The following is a 14362-nucleotide window of genomic DNA, read 5'->3' as shown; positions in this document are numbered from 1 at the left end:
CGCGATCCGGGCGGGAGCGGCTGGTGAGCGCCTCGGCGTCACCGTCGGACGAGAGCGTCCTCCTCGCGACCCTCCCCGGCCGCCCGGGCGATGCGCTCCCGGCCCCAGGCCTTCCACGCGACGACGCTGGTCACCACGACGGTGACGGCGATCAGGACGATGTCGACGGCCAGCGGCAGGCCGCCCGTGCTGGAGACGATGGTCATCCCGTTGGTCAGGATGACCAGGCCGCCGACCAGGGTGCCCATCGGGGCGTGCGGCAGCTTGCCGGCGAGCCGGGCCGCGATCGGGGCCATCGCCACGCCGCCCAGGCACAGGCCCAGGACGTAGAGCCACGGGATGTCCTGGTGGGCGATGCCGACCAGGAAGCCGGCCGAGACGGAGATCGCGACCAGGAACTCCGCCAGGCTGACGGTGCCGACGACCTTGCGCGGCTCGTGGGAGGTGACGGTGAGCAGGCTGGGCGTGACCACGGGGCCCCAGCCGCCGCCGCCGGTGGCGTCGACGAAGCCGCCGAGCAGCCCGATCGGGGAGAGCCAGCGGGCGGTGCTGCCGTTCTTCGGGGTGCGGATGATGCTGCGGTCGAAGCCGAACTTCAGGAAGATCAGGATCCCGAAGAAGATCAGCAGGCCCGACATCCAGGTCTTGGCCGAGGCCAGGCTGATGTTGGTCAGCACCACCGCGCCCAGGAAGCCGCCGACCATGCCCGGCAGGGCGATGCGGATCAGCACGCCGCGGTCCACGTTGCCGACCTGCCAGTGGGAGAGGCCGCTGACCAGGGTGGTGGGCAGCTTGGCGGCGTGCGTCGCCGCACTCGCGGTGGCCGGGGCGACGCCCAGGAAGAGCAGGACCGTGGCGGAGGTGACCCCGAAACCCATGCCCAGGGTGCCGTCGACCAGCTGGGCAAGGGCACCGGCAACAGCGAAGGCGGCGACGAGGAGCATGAAGGGATGCCTTTCAAGCAAAGTCCATTAACTCACTAAAGTGTGCCTGATTGGTGGTCGGACGTCCACTCCCCGGCCCCGGCGCGCGTCGTGGCCTGGATCTCAGCGTCGCCGGCCCCGCGAGGCCCTCAGACGTGCCGATGTGCCCCCGCCGCCTACGCTCGTCATGTGCTGTCCCACCCGCTCCTGCGCCCCGTCGCCTGGGGTGCCCACCTCCTTGCCGTGGTCCTGGTCGCGGCTGCGGTCTGGCTGGGCCTGTGGCAGTTCGGCTCCTGGCAGGAGCAGCGCAGCGACGCCGCGGTCGAGCGCTCGCAACTGCCGCCGGTGCCGCTGAGCGACGCGCTCGGGCCCGACCAGCCCTTCCCCAAGTCGGAGGTCGGGCGGCCGGTGGAGGTCGCGGGCACCTGGGTCCCCGACGGCACGGTCGTGGTCTCCGACCGGCGCCAGGACGGCGCGGACGGCTTCTGGGCGGTCACCCCGCTCGCCGTCGACGACGACGGCAACGACGCGGCGCTGCTGGTGGTGCGCGGGTGGTTCGCCGAGCTCGACCAGCTCCCCGACCCCCCGCAGGGGCGCGCCGAGGTCGTCGGGTGGCTCCAACCGCCCGAGGGCAACGCCGGGGTGACCGACGAGGACCGCACCGACGACGTCATCCCCCAGCTGCGGATCGCGGACGCCATCCAGCACGTCGACCAGGACCTCTACGGGGCCTTCCTGGTCCTCGACCCCGACGCCGGAGAGCCCGGCGAGGCCGCCGCGGGGCTGGCTCCGGCCGACCTCGCCCAGCTCCCCGAGACGGCCCGCACCACCGGGCTGAAGAACCTCCTCTACGGCATCGAGTGGTGGGTCTTCGCCGCCTTCGCCGCCTTCATCTGGTGGCGCTGGTGCGCCGACGAGGTGGCCCGGGCCCGCGAGGCTGAGGACGACGGGCCGGACGACGGGACGCACGGCGGGTCCGACGACGGACCGGACGGACCGGACGACGAAGAAGCCCACGAACGGGCTCTCGGGGGCGGGTCCGACCGTGCCGGCGCCCTTGCGAGCGACGGGTAATCTCGGGGCCGTGAAAGCAGCACTCACGCGGTATCGCGTCATGGCCTGGGTGGTCGGCGTCCTGCTGATCGTCCTGTGCCTGGTCGGCGTACCCCTCTCCAACTTCGACGGCACCGAGATGTGGGGCTTCGTGCCCACCACCCCCAACTGGTTCGACGAGGGCAGCCGTGCCGACGAGCTCGGCGAGTTCATCACCGGCTGGTTGGGCACCCTGCACGGCTGGCTCTACATGATCTTCCTCATCCTCGCCTTCTCGCTCGCGCGCAAGGCGAGGTGGAGCCTCGGCTTCATGGTGGTCACCCTGCTGATGGGCACCGTCCCGGTCCTCTCCTTCTGGTCCGAGCGCCGGGCCACGGCCAAGGTCCGGGCCGAGTTCGCTGACGAGCTCGAGCCGGCTCCCCGCGGTCACCAGCCGGTCGGCTAGCCGCCGGTGACCACGGCGTTCGTGCTCGGGGGCGGGGGAGTGCTCGGCGCCGTGGAGGTGGGCATGCTCCGCGCCCTGCTCGAACGCGACGTCGTCCCCGACCTCGTGGTCGGCACCAGCATCGGCGCCCTCAACGGCGCACTGGTGGCCCAGGACCCGACGCCCGCCGTCGTCGACCGGCTGACCCGGCTGTGGGCGGCGGCCGCACGCAACCGCGACGTCTACGGCGACCGCCCCCTGCGCACCGTGCGGCGGGCCCTGACCACCCGGACCCACGTCTACTCCGCCCAGCCGCTCACCCGGCTGCTCCGCGAGGAGCTGGGCGAGGTCACCTTCGAGGAGCTCCCCGTCCGGCTCCAGGTCTGCGCCTCCCACATCGAGAGCGCCTCGGAACACTGGTTCGACTCGGGACCGGTCGTGGAGGCGGTGGTCGCCAGCGCCGCGGTGCCCGGCCTGCTGCCGCCGGCGAGGATCGGCGACGACCACTACCTCGACGGCGGCATCGTCAACTCGGTGCCGCTGGGCCGAGCGGTCGAGCTCGGCGCGGACCGCGTCTTCGTGCTCCAGGTCGGCCGCTTCGACCGGCCGCTGACCGCCCCGTCCACCCCCTGGGAGGTGGCCCGGGTCTCCTTCGAGATCGCCCGACGCCACCGGTTCGTCCGCGAGATGGCCGCCCTGCCCACCGAGGTGGAGGCCCACGTGCTGCCCGCCGCCGGCACCTCGGCCCGCGACGACTCCCTGCTGGCCCACCGCGACTTCGCCAGCATCGAGGCGCGGATCGACGCGACCTACGAGTCGGTCCGCGACTACCTCGACCAGCACCTGACATGAGGGCGTTGGCATGAGGGGGCTGGGGTGAGTCCGCGGCTGGCGTGGGCGCTGCAGCGGTTCCTGGTCGCCCCGGCCGTGGTGGGGCTCGCGGCGCTCGCCTGGCTCTCGCTGCCGCTGTGGCTGATCGTGGTGGCCGCGCTCTCGCCCCTGCTGCCGGGCCGGTGGCGGCTGCTGCGGATCGCGTGGCTGGCGCTGCTCTACCTGAGCGCCGAGGCGCTGCTCCTGGTCGTCCTGCTCGCCTTCTGGCTGGCCAGCGGCTTCGGCCGGCAGATCCGGTCGCCCTACTGGGCCGGCATCCACTACGACCTGATCGAGGGGCTCCTGGTGGTGCTCTTCCGCGAGGCCCGCCGGGTGCTGCGGCTCCGGATCCGCACCGACGGTCCCGACCCGTCACGCTCCCCCGACGCCCCGGTGCTGGTCTGCTGCCGCCATGCCGGTCCCGGCGACTCGTTCACCCTGATGTACGCCCTGATGCACTGGTACGCCCGCGAGCCGAGGGTGGTGCTCAAGGACACCCTGGCGTGGGATCCCGCCATCTCGGTCCTGCTGCACCGGCTGCCCGCCCGCTTCATCTCCCCCGGCGGCGGCGCGGCGGCCGAGACCCAGGTCGCCGACCTGGCCCGCGGACTGGACGTCGACGACGCGTTCGTCATCTTCCCCGAGGGCGGGAACTTCACCCCCGCCCGCCGGGAGCGGGCGATCGCCCGGCTCCACGGACTCGGGCTGCGCCGGATGGCCGAGCGGGCGGAGTCGCTGATCCACGTGCTGGCCCCGAAGCCCGGCGGCTTCCTCGCCGCCCTGGACGCCGCCCCCGACGCCGACGTGCTGATGGTCGCCCACACCGGGCTCGACCACATGCTCACCGTCGGCGACGTCTGGCGCGAGCTGCCGATGGACAAGGAGATCGTGATGCGCTGGTGGCAGGTGCCCCGCGAGGAGATCCCCGAGGACCCCGAGGCGCGGATCGAGTGGCTCTTCGACTGGTGGGCCCGCATCGACCAGTGGGTCGAGGCCCACCGTCCGCAGGACCTGACGACGACGCCCCGCTGAGCCAGGCTCAGCGGGGCGTCGTGAGAGCGGGTCGGTCAGGGCCGGGGGGCGTCACCCTGGGCGTCGCCGAGCTCGACGACCTCGGCCGGCGCGTCCGGAGTGGTCGCCGCGTGGGGCTCAGCCGAGGCGTCGGCCAGCGCCTCGCCCGGCTCGGCACCGGCCACGTCGTCACTGCTGTCGGCCGTGTGCGCGCCGGCGCCGCCCACGGCGCCCACCCCGGCGGCGCCGGTCGAGCCCGCGGGGGACGGCGGCGGGGTCGGCACGTAGGAGCTCTGCCACTTCTCCTCCTTGCCACCGCGCACCTTGCTGAAGACCGCGCCTCCGACCGCCGCGAGCAGCGAGACCAGGAGCAGCTTCTTCAGCTTGCCCCCCTTCTTGGGCTGCTCGCCCTTGAGGGCGGCGGCCTTCTCCGAGGCGACCTGCTTGACGCTGCCGGCCTTCTCCGAGGCCAGCTCCGCCGCCTTGACGGCGGCCGCGCCGGCGACCACCGAGGCCTTGCCGGCCGCGGCCTGCGCCTTCTCCGCGGCGACGACTGCCTTGTCGGCCGCGACGATCTTGCCCTGGGTGATGTAGGGCGCAGCCTGGGTGCGGGCTTCCTGGGCCGACGTGCGGGCGGTCACCAGAGCCGCCTCGACCTGCGGCCGGACCTGCTCGGCGACGTCCTGGGCCTTGATCTGGGCCTTCTCCAGCAGTGTCTTCTGCCTGCGGATGCGCATGTGATCAACCTTTCTGGGGTGGTTTCCCATCTCACCACGCCTCCCCGGACGGGGCCAGGGCTCTGGTCGCACCTCGGACCTCTTGGGGGGCATGGGAAGATCGGGCAGCAACTCCATGTGTACCCACTTGAGCGAGAGGCAGTCATGGCTGACCCGAAGGCCACCCTGAAGACCAACATGGGTGACATCGTCATCAACCTGTTCCCGAACCACGCGCCGGAGACCGTCGACAACTTCGTCGGACTGGCTGAAGGGACCAAGGAATACCGGGACGACGCCGGCCGCTCCGGGGTCCGCTACTACGACGGACTCGGCTTCCACCGCGTCATCGACGGCTTCATGATCCAGGGCGGGTGCCCGCTCGGCACCGGCACCGGCGGTCCGGGCTACACCTTCAAGGACGAGCCCCACCCCGAGCTCGTCTTCGACAAGCCCTACCTGCTCGCCATGGCCAACGCCGGCCCGGGCACCAACGGCTCGCAGTTCTTCATCACCGTCGGAGCCGCTCCCTGGCTCAACATGAAGCACACCATCTTCGGCGAGGTCGCCGACCAGGCCTCGCGCGACGTGGTCGACGCGATCGCCAAGGCGCCGACCGGGGCGATGGACCGCCCCAAGGAGCCGATCATCATCGAGTCGGTCGAGATCACCCGCTGACGCGACCGGCCCCCTCCCCGTGAGCGAGCCGCCCGTCCCCGCGACCGGGGTGCCTGTCTGCTACCGGCACCCCGGTCGGGAGACCTACGTCCGGTGCCAGCGCTGCGACCGCCCCATCTGCCCGGACTGCATGCGCGACGCCGCCGTCGGGTTCCAGTGCCCCGAGTGCGTCGCCGAGGGCGCGAAGTCGACCCGCAGCGGGAGGGGGGCCTACGGCGGACGCCGCTCGGCCAACCCGCAGCAGACCAGCCTGGTCCTGATCGGGATCAACCTGGCCGTCTGGGTCTCGGTGCTGCTCACCGGCGTGCGCGACTCGTGGCTGGCCTCCCGGTTGGTGCTGCTGCCCCAGGGCCACTGCACGATCGAGGGGTCGCCCAACAGCTACTACCCCGGCGTCGGTGAGGGCGCGTGTGCCACGAGCCCCGACACGGTCTGGGTCTCCGGCCTCGCCGACGGGGCCTGGTGGATGGCGCTGACTCACGGCTTCGTCCACGTGGACGTCTGGCACGTGGCGCTCAACTGCCTCGGCCTCTGGGTCCTCGGCCCGGCGGTGGAGGCCGCGCTCGGCCGCATCCGCTTCCTGGCGGTCTACCTGCTCTCGACCCTGACGGCGGGCGCCACCATCTTCTGGCTCGCCGACCCCGGCGGCAGCACCCTGGGCGCCTCCGGCGGCGTCTTCGGGCTGATCGGCGCGCTCGCCGTGCTCTCCTTCAAGGTGGGAGGCGACCTCCGCGGTGTCGTCACGCTGCTGGCGATCAACCTCGTCTTCACCTTCACCTTCCCCGGGATCTCCTGGCAGGGCCACCTCGGCGGCCTGGTGGGCGGGGCGCTGGCGACCGCGATCTTCATCTGGTCACCGCGCGGAGAGCGGCGCGCAGTCTGGCAGTCCGCCGGAGTCGGCGTCCTCGTCGTGGCGCTCGCGATCGCGTTCGTGACCCGCGCCGCGATGCTCGGCTGACTCTCCACAGCTGGGGAGAACCTGTGCATAACTACACCCGTGTAACTCTCCACAGGGCTTTCCCCAGATGTGCAAACACCCGGGACCCTTCAGGGTCCCGGGTGCTTCCGGTCACGACGAGCCGCGCGCGTGGTGGGGCGTCTCACTCCCACTTGGTGGCGTAGGTGAACCCCACGGCCATGAAGGCGATCCCGACCATCAGGTTGTAGTTGCCGAGGTCGTTGAGCACCCACAGGTCGGAGAGCTTGTCGCCGCTGAAGATGTAGAAGGTGCAGATCCAGATCAGGCCGATGAGGAAGCAGCCGAGCATGCCGACCACCACGCCGTTGCCCCGGCCGAGCGGGGAGGAGGGGCTCGAGGCGAGGGCCAGGCCGACCATCAGGGCACCGAAGCCGATCGCGTAGTTCCACTTGCCCAGGTCGGCGATGAACGCCGGGCCGCCGGGCTCGCCGGGCGGCACCGCGGTGGGGTCGACCCGCACCACGACGTAGTAGTAGGCGATCCAGGCGATGCCGCCGACCACGAGCAGGATCGCGAGCACGAAGGCCCAGGGCAGGGACCTGCCCTTCCGCTCCTCGGTCGACTCCCGGTTGACGTTGGTCTTGGACACCGTGGGCGCTCCTCGTGGCTTGTTGGTGGGCGAGGCTAGCGTAGTCGCCATGGAGCCCGGCACCGACGCGTCCCCCGCGAGGCGGGGGTGGTGGATCGGCACACCCGTGGTCTTCCTGCTCAGCGGCGTGCTCTTCGCGGTCAGTGCGGACAACAGCGACGGCGCCGACCTGCGCCCCTCCCGCTACACCGACCTGGCCTCCTTCGTCGAGGCGGAGTCCGAGGAGGCCAACGCGCTCACCGCGCGGTTCACCGAGCTCGCCGCGGAGAACGAGGCGCTCACCCAGAGCCTCGGCGACCGCACCGTCAACCGCTACAACACCGAGATCGACATCCTCGAGGACCCGGCCGGACTGACCCCGCGCTCCGGCCCCGCCGTCACGGTGGTCCTGGACGACGCGCCACGCGAGGTGCTCGACGAGGCCACCACCGAGACCGTCGACGACCTGGTGGTCCACCAGCAGGACCTGCAGGCGGTGGTCAACGCGATGTGGAAGGGCGGCGCCACCGCCGTCACCCTGCAGGGCCAGCGGATCATCTCCACCACGGGGATCAAGTGCAGCGGCAACACCGTGCAGCTCCAGGGCGTGCCCTACTCGCCGCCGTACGTGATCACCGCGATCGGCGACCAGATCGACATCCTGCGGGCCCTCGAGGGCGACCTCTACCTCAAGGCCTACCGGGCCGACGCGCAGGACCCGTCGGTGGCCGTCGGCTGGGACGTCACCGTCGAGGACTTCAAGACCGCACCCGCCTACGACGGACTGCTCGACCTCAGCTACGCCAAGCCGCTCGAGCGCTGACCCTCCCCTGCGGGACCGCCGGCTCCCGGCGCCTAGCCCGTCGATCCCTCCGGTGTGGGGATCTCGGTCGGGGTGGGGACGTCGGTGGGGGTGGGGATCTCGGTCGGGATCTCGGTCGGCGGCACCGGGGTGGGGGTCGGCACCTCCACGGGCTCCTCGTAGACCGAGACGTAGATGACGACCGTGCTGCCCGCCGGTGCCTCCCGTCCCGCCTCGGGGGTCTGCCGCACCACCGTGCCGCGGGGCTCGGTGGTCTCGGTCGTCTCCACCACCTCGGGCACGAAGCCCGCGTCCTTCACCGCCTGCTCGGCGGCCCGCCGCCGCATCCCGACCAGCTGGGGAATCTCCTCGGGCCCGTCGGAGAAGAAGAGCGTGACGACTGTCCCCTCCGGGACCGTCTCGCCGGCTGCCGGGCTGATCTCGACGACATGGCCGGCGGGTTCGTCGGACTCGCGCTCCTCGAACTTCACCTTGAGGTTGCGGTTGCGCAGCACGTCGCGGGCGTCGCGCCTGTCCTGGCCGACCAGGAACGGCACCTCCACCATCGGGGCACCGGTGGAGACCGTGAAGCTGATCGTGGATCCTTCCTCGACGTAGACGTCGCTGGGCTCCTGCCTGATCACCTCGTCGGCGGCCGCGTCGGCGGACGGCTCGTGGTCGACGGTGCCGACCACCAGGCCGGCGTCCCGGATCTCCGCGCGCGCCTCGGACTCGGTGAGCCCGATGAGGTCGGGCACCCGCACCTCCTGGGCGGAGTCGCTGAACATCTTGGGGATGGCCCACGCGGCGAGGGCGATCACCAGCAGTGCGACCAGCGCGATGAGCACGAGCGGACCCTTGCGCGTGCGGCTCTCCTGTGCCGGGAGCGAGCCGGTGGGCAGTGGCGCCGGAGCCACCGGGGTGGCGGCCACCGCGGTCGCCGCCGTGGACGGCGGAGCCGTGACCGGGGCCGCCTGCACGGCCTGCCCGGCGAGGTAGCGCTCGATGTCGGTGCGCATCGCCGCGGCGCTCTGGTAGCGGTCCTCGACCCGCTTGGCCAGCGCCTTGAGCACGATGGCGTCGATCTCGGGCGTCAGGTCGGGGTCGTGGACCGACGGCGGCTGTGCGGGCTCGCGGACGTGCTGGTAGGCCACCGCGACCGGGCTCTCGCCGATGAACGGGGGCCGCCCGGTGAGGAGCTCGTAGAGCAGGCAGCCGGTGGAGTAGACGTCGGAGCGGGAGTCCACCGTCTCGCCCCGTGCCTGCTCGGGGGAGAGGTACTGCGCGGTGCCCACCACCGCGGCGGTCTGGGTCATCGTGTTGGCGGCGTCGGAGACGGCCCGGGCGATCCCGAAGTCCATCACCTTCACGTCGCCGCTCGGGGTGAGCATCACGTTGCCCGGCTTGATGTCGCGGTGGATGATGCCGGCGCGGTGGCTGTAGTCGAGGGCGGCCAGCACGTCGCTGGTGATCTCCAGGGCGCGCTCGGGCAGGATCTTGCGATCCTCGCGCAGGATGTCGCGCAGGGTGCGGCCGGCGACGTACTCCATCACGATGTAGGGCTGGGAGACCCCGCCCTCGGGCGACCCGTCCTCGGTCCACTCCTCGCCGGTGTCGTAGACGCTGACGATGGAGGGGTGGTTGAGCGAGGCCGACGACTGGGCCTCCCGGCGGAACCGGGCCTGGAAGGTCGCGTCGCTCGCCAGGTCGGTGCGCAGCCTCTTGACCGCGACCGTGCGACCCAGCCTGGTGTCGGTGCCCTTGCGCACCTCCGCCATGCCGCCTCGGCCGAGCAGCTCGCCCAGCTCGTAACGGCCGCCGACGACGGTCGGCCCTGCCTTGCTCATCAATCGCCTCTCGGGGTGGGGTCGACCGCGTCGTCGGGCGACGCGGGGGGTTCCTCCGCGGTGGGGGCCGGAGGCTCAGGGGTGGGTTCGGGCGTGGGGGTGGGCGTCGGGGTCGGCGTCGGCGTCGGGGTGGGCGTCGGCGTCGGGGTGGGCGTGGGGGTGGGCGCCTCGGTCGGGCTCGGGCTCGGGGTCGGGGTCGGCTCCTCGCTGGGCTCCTCGGGCGGCGCGCCCCAGTAGGCGACCGTCACCCGGTCGTCCGGCATCAGCGAGCCCGTGGGGTTGACCGAGACCACCTCGCCGCGGGTCTCGTCACCGGGGTTGGCCCGCTCGTCGCGGACCACCACCAGGCCGAGCCGGGAGAGCTCGCGCACCACCTCGCGGACGTCGCGGCCCACGTAGTCGGAGGCACGGATCTCGATCGACTCGTCCGTGGGCTCCTCGGAGGGGGACGGGCTCTGCGACCGGGTCGGGCGCGGCTCCGGCTCCTCGTCGTCGTCGCCGTCACCGGCGAACCACCACCAGGCCGCGCCGCCGAGCAGGGCCAGCAGCACCACCCCGGCCACCGCGAGCGGCCAGGAGGGTCGTCCTTCCTCCGCCGGCTGCGCGGGCAGCTCCCCGGTGGCGGGCGGGCCCACGGTCGTGGCGGTGGTGGCGGGCAGCACGCCGGTGGGGGCGGGGTCGCCGCCGGGTGGCAGCACGGTGGTGGCCGGCTCGTGGTCGGGCACCGCCGCGGCGTGGGCGGCCGGGTCGCGCAGGGCCGCCGCGAAGGCGGCACCATCGGCGAACCGGGCCTGCGGGTCCTTGGCGAGAGCCCGGCGCACGACCGCCGCCAGCGGCGCCGGCACCTCCTCCGGCAGCTCCGGGACCGGCTGGCGCAGGTGGGCCAAGGCGGTGGCGACGGGACTGTCGGCCTCGAACGGACGACGCCCGGCCAGGCACTCGAACGCCACCACGCCCAGGGAGTAGACGTCGGAGGCGGGGGTGGCCCGACCGCCCTCCGCCTGCTCGGGGGAGAGGTACTGCGGCGTGCCCATCACCTGGCCGGTCTGGGTCAGCGCCATCCCCTCCGCCGCCCGGGCGATGCCGAAGTCGGTCACCTTGACCCGGCGGTCGGGGGTGACGAGGAGGTTGGCCGGCTTCACGTCGCGGTGCACGATCCCCGCCCGGTGGGCGGCCCCCAGCGCGTCGCCGACCTGGGCCAGCAGGTCGCGGACGGCGTCGGGGTCCAGCGGGACCCTGGGGCGCAGCAGCGCCGAGAGCGGCTGGCCCTCGACGAGCTCCATCACCAGGAAGGGACGCGGTCCGGCGGAGCCGTCGGTGGAGCCGGCCTCGCCGAAGTCGTAGACGGCGGCGATGCCGGGGTGGGCCAGCGATGCCGCGTGCCGGGCCTCGGTCTCGAACCTGGACCGGAAGGTGGCGTCGTCGGCGTACTCGGCCTTCAGCAGCTTGACCGCCACCGTGCGCCCGAGGACCGTGTCGGTCGCCCGCCAGACCTCTCCCATGCCGCCGGTGGCGATCCGGGAGTCGAGGCGGTAGCGGTGCGCGTCGTCGACCCAGCGGTCCGGGCCGTCGGGACCTGGGCCGCCCATGCTCTGGGTCGGGGGCTCGTCGTGGTCGCTCATTGGGTGATCACCGCTTCCATCACTGCCTTCGCGATCGGCCCGCCGAGGCGGCCGCCTGCAATCTCTCCGCGCGGGATGTCGGCCTTCTGGATCATCACCGCGACCGCGACCTGGGGGTCGTCGGCGGGGGCGAAGGAGACGAACCAGGCGTACGGCGGCACGTCGTCCTGGCCGCTCTGGGCCGTCCCGGTCTTGCCGGCCACCGAGACCCCCGGGATCGCCGCCGGGGAGGCGGTGCCGCTGTCGACGGTGGCGACCAGGAGCTCGGTGAGGTCGCGCGCGGTCGAGGAGGAGACGGCCTTGCTCAGCTCCTTCGGCTCGGTCTGGTCGAGCACCTGGAGGCTGGGGGAGCTGACCTTGTCGACCAGGTAGGGGGTCATCACCGAGCCGCCGTTGGCGATCCCGGCGGCGACCAGCGCCATCTGCAGGGGCGTGGCCGCGACCTCGAACTGGCCGATCCCGGTCTGGCCGAGCTGGGCCTCGTCGAGCTCGGTCGGGAAGACCGAGGTCGCCTGCGGCAGGTCCTCGAGGTACTGCTTGTTGAAGCCGAACTTCTCGGCCTGCTCGATCATCCCCTCGGCGCCCACCTCGACGGCGAGGGCGGCGAAGGTGGTGTTGCAGGAGTTCTCCATCGCCTGGGTGAAGGGGATCGGGCCGGCACCGCAGGCCCGCCCCTCGTTGTCGATCTGGCCGCTCTCGCCGGTGGTCAGCGGCAGCTGGTAGGTCGCGCCGCCCGGCACCCGCGAGGTGGCGGTGAGGCCCTCGTTCTCCATGGCCGCCGCCGCGGTCACCAGCTTGAAGACCGAGCCGGGAGGCAGCCGGGTGCTGGTGGCCCGGTTGAGCAGCGGGTCGCCCGGAGCCTCCTGGAGCTCCTTCTGGGCCGCCGTCACCTCACCGAGCCGGTGGCTGGCCAGCCGGTTGGGGTCGTAGGTGGGCAGCGAGACCATGGCGAGCACCTTGCCGGTGGCCGGCTCCAGGGCGACCACCGCGCCCTCCACCTCGCCGGGGAGCGCCGAGAGCCCGTCGAAGGCGGCCTGCTGGGCGGCCGGGTTGAGCGTCGTCTGGACGCTGCCGCCCTGCGGCTCGGTGCTGCTCAGCATGTCGATCAGGCGGGTCACGAAGAGGCGCGAGTCCTCCCCGGAGAGCACGTCGTTCTCGCTGCGCTCGAGGCCGGTCTGGCTGAAGTAGGTGAAGGCACCGGTGACCGGCGCGTACTGGAACGGCTTGGGGTAGACCCGCTGGAACTCGTACTTGTCGTCGGAGGGCACCGACTCCGCGATCGCCTGGCGGCCGACCAGGATCGCCCCCCGCTCCCGGGAGAACGCGGCCTCGACGATGCGGCGGTTCTGGGGGTCCTCGGCGAGCTCGCCGGCGCGCCAGTACTGCAGGTAGCTGGCGTTGAGCAGCAGCGCGAGGAAGAGGAGCAGGCAGAAGCCGGCCACCGTGCGGATCGGCTTGTTCACCGCAGCTTCACCACCTGGGTCGCATCGTCGTCACCGGAGCCCGCCGCCTCGGGGGAGAGGTCCGGCGGGGGTCGCCGGGCCTGGTCGGAGATCCGGGCGACCAGGGCGATGATCACCCAGTTCGCCACCAGGGACGAACCGCCGTAGGAGAGGAAGGGGGTGGTGAGGCCGGTGAGCGGGATCAGGCCGGTGACGCCGCCGACCACCACGAAGACCTGGAGCGCGAAGACCGCGGCGAGCCCGGTCGCGACCAGCTTGCCGAAGCCGTCGCGGCAGATCAGCGCGGTGCGCAGCGCCCGCTCCACGATCAGCCCGTAGAGCAGCAGGACCGCCATCACCCCGGTCAGCCCCAGCTCCTCGCCGATCGCGGCCACGATGAAGTCGGACTCGGCCAGCGGGATCCGGTCGGGCCGGCCCTCGCCGAAGCCACGGCCGATCAGCCCGCCCCAGCTCATCCCGAAGAGTCCCTCGACGAGCTGGCCGGAGCCCGGCGTCTTGTCGAAGTAGGCCATCGGGTCGAGCCAGATGTTGAAGCGGTTCCGGACGTGGCCGAAGAGCTGGTAGCCGGCGAACGCGCCGGCGGAGAAGAGCACCAGCCCGACCACCGGCCAGCCGGCCCGCTCGGTGGCGACGTAGAGCATCACCAGGAAGAGGCCGAAGAAGAGGAGGCTGGAGCCCAGGTCGCGCTGGAAGACCAGGATGCCGAGGCTCAGGCCCCACATCATCAGGATCGGCCCCAGGTCGCGGCCGCGGGGGAGGTCGAGGAAGAGCAGCCGGCGTCCGGCGAGCGCGAGGGCGTCGCGGTGCAGCACCAGGTAGCCCGCGACCGCCACGACGAGGAGCACCTTGGCCACCTCACCGGGCTGGAAGCTGAGCGGGCCCACCCGGATCCAGATCCGGGCCCCGAGGGCCGCGTAGCCCAGGCCGGGCACCAGGGGCAGCAGCAGCAGCACCACCGCGGCCAGCCCGCTGGTGTAGGTGAAGCGCTGGAGGACCCGGTGGTCGCGCAGCAGCACCAGGGTGCCGATGAAGAGGGCCACGCCCAGGGTCATCCAGACCAGCTGCTGCTGGGCGAACTCGTGGGCCCGGCCGGCGGCCTCCTTGGCCAGGTCCAGCCGGTAGATGACGGCCAGGCCCAGCCCGTTGAGGGCGGCCACGACCGGCAGCAGCACCGGGTCGGCGTACGGCGCGAAGAAGCGCAGCGTGAAGTGGGCGGCCAGGACCAGGAGGGTGAGCCAGCCGCCGTAGCCGACCAGGTCGACCGGCACCTCGCCGTCGACGCCGAGGCCGACCGCCGCGTAGGCGCCGATGCCCACGGCGAGCGCGAGCACGAGCAGGAAGAGCTCCGCGCCCCGCCGGCGGCGGTGCACGAAGCCCATCAGGGCTCCTGTCTGGCTCATGTCGGG

At 72.6% G+C, this 14362-nt stretch carries 14 protein-coding genes; 7 read left to right on the top strand and 7 right to left on the bottom strand.

Features of this window, described 5'->3' with window-relative positions:
- Positions 1-38 precede the first annotated feature (38 nt).
- Positions 39-944, bottom strand: coding sequence for a sulfite exporter TauE/SafE family protein (locus AC3X7R_RS09920; RefSeq protein WP_489965477.1), 906 nt, complete (start codon positions 942-944; stop codon positions 39-41).
- Positions 945-1112: 168 nt separating this feature from the next.
- Between AC3X7R_RS09920 and AC3X7R_RS09915 the strand changes: the two genes are divergently transcribed.
- Genes AC3X7R_RS09915 through AC3X7R_RS09900 form a run of 4 tightly spaced genes read left to right on the top strand, consistent with a single transcriptional unit; the run spans position 1113 to position 4302 of the window.
- A complete protein-coding gene (locus AC3X7R_RS09915) occupies positions 1113-1997 on the top strand; it encodes an SURF1 family protein (RefSeq protein WP_489965476.1) in 885 nt (294 codons plus the stop codon).
- A 10-nt stretch (positions 1998-2007) separates the two neighbouring features.
- The gene (locus AC3X7R_RS09910; protein ID WP_489965475.1) at positions 2008-2421 is read left to right on the top strand and encodes a DUF3817 domain-containing protein; all 414 of its coding nucleotides are present in this window, start codon (positions 2008-2010) and stop codon (positions 2419-2421) included.
- A gap of 6 nt (positions 2422-2427) precedes the next feature.
- Positions 2428-3252, top strand: coding sequence for a patatin-like phospholipase family protein (locus AC3X7R_RS09905; protein ID WP_489965474.1), 825 nt, complete (start codon positions 2428-2430; stop codon positions 3250-3252).
- 24 nt (positions 3253-3276) lie between these two features.
- Complete coding sequence (locus AC3X7R_RS09900; RefSeq protein WP_489965473.1) at positions 3277-4302, top strand: 1-acyl-sn-glycerol-3-phosphate acyltransferase; 1026 nt, start codon at positions 3277-3279, stop codon at positions 4300-4302.
- Positions 4303-4337: 35 nt separating this feature from the next.
- On the opposite strand, the gene AC3X7R_RS09895 is transcribed toward AC3X7R_RS09900, so the two are convergent.
- Complete coding sequence (locus AC3X7R_RS09895; RefSeq protein WP_489965472.1) at positions 4338-5018, bottom strand: hypothetical protein; 681 nt, start codon at positions 5016-5018, stop codon at positions 4338-4340.
- Positions 5019-5162: 144 nt separating this feature from the next.
- Here AC3X7R_RS09895 and AC3X7R_RS09890 point away from each other — a divergent pair, with 144 nt between their 5' ends.
- Both AC3X7R_RS09890 and AC3X7R_RS09885 read left to right on the top strand, forming a co-directional pair.
- Positions 5163-5675, top strand: a complete 513-nt coding sequence (locus AC3X7R_RS09890; RefSeq protein WP_489965471.1) for a peptidylprolyl isomerase — start codon at positions 5163-5165, stop codon at positions 5673-5675.
- A gap of 19 nt (positions 5676-5694) precedes the next feature.
- Positions 5695-6633 (top strand): rhomboid family intramembrane serine protease, encoded by a 939-nt coding sequence (locus AC3X7R_RS09885; protein WP_489965470.1) that lies wholly within the window; start codon positions 5695-5697, stop codon positions 6631-6633.
- Positions 6634-6775: 142 nt separating this feature from the next.
- Here AC3X7R_RS09885 and AC3X7R_RS09880 read toward each other — a convergent pair whose 3' ends face one another.
- Complete coding sequence (locus AC3X7R_RS09880; RefSeq protein ID WP_489965469.1) at positions 6776-7243, bottom strand: cell division protein CrgA; 468 nt, start codon at positions 7241-7243, stop codon at positions 6776-6778.
- Between the two features lie 49 nt (positions 7244-7292).
- Here AC3X7R_RS09880 and AC3X7R_RS09875 point away from each other — a divergent pair, with 49 nt between their 5' ends.
- Positions 7293-8045, top strand: coding sequence for a DUF881 domain-containing protein (locus AC3X7R_RS09875; protein WP_489965468.1), 753 nt, complete (start codon positions 7293-7295; stop codon positions 8043-8045).
- Between the two features lie 32 nt (positions 8046-8077).
- Here the strand turns inward: AC3X7R_RS09875 and pknB are convergent, their stop codons facing one another.
- Genes pknB through AC3X7R_RS09855 form a run of 4 tightly spaced genes read right to left on the bottom strand, consistent with a single transcriptional unit; the run spans position 8078 to position 14356 of the window.
- On the bottom strand, positions 8078-9871 hold the full coding sequence (gene pknB / locus AC3X7R_RS09870) for a Stk1 family PASTA domain-containing Ser/Thr kinase (RefSeq protein ID WP_489965467.1): 1794 nt from the start codon (positions 9869-9871) through the stop codon (positions 8078-8080).
- Complete coding sequence (locus tag AC3X7R_RS09865) at positions 9871-11493, bottom strand: protein kinase domain-containing protein (protein ID WP_489965466.1); 1623 nt, start codon at positions 11491-11493, stop codon at positions 9871-9873. The genes pknB and AC3X7R_RS09865 overlap by 1 nt, the downstream gene beginning before the upstream one ends.
- Positions 11490-12956, bottom strand: a complete 1467-nt coding sequence (locus AC3X7R_RS09860) for a peptidoglycan D,D-transpeptidase FtsI family protein (protein WP_489965465.1) — start codon at positions 12954-12956, stop codon at positions 11490-11492. Before AC3X7R_RS09860 ends, AC3X7R_RS09865 begins: the two co-directional genes overlap by 4 nt.
- Complete coding sequence (locus tag AC3X7R_RS09855; RefSeq protein WP_489965464.1) at positions 12953-14356, bottom strand: FtsW/RodA/SpoVE family cell cycle protein; 1404 nt, start codon at positions 14354-14356, stop codon at positions 12953-12955. Before AC3X7R_RS09855 ends, AC3X7R_RS09860 begins: the two co-directional genes overlap by 4 nt.
- Between the last annotated feature and the right edge of the window lie 6 nt (positions 14357-14362).

The organism is Nocardioides sp. Z22_16, assembly GCF_058134365.1.
The sequence above is the reverse complement of the archived record's forward strand: the minus strand, read 5'-3'. Positions and strand labels throughout refer to the sequence as shown.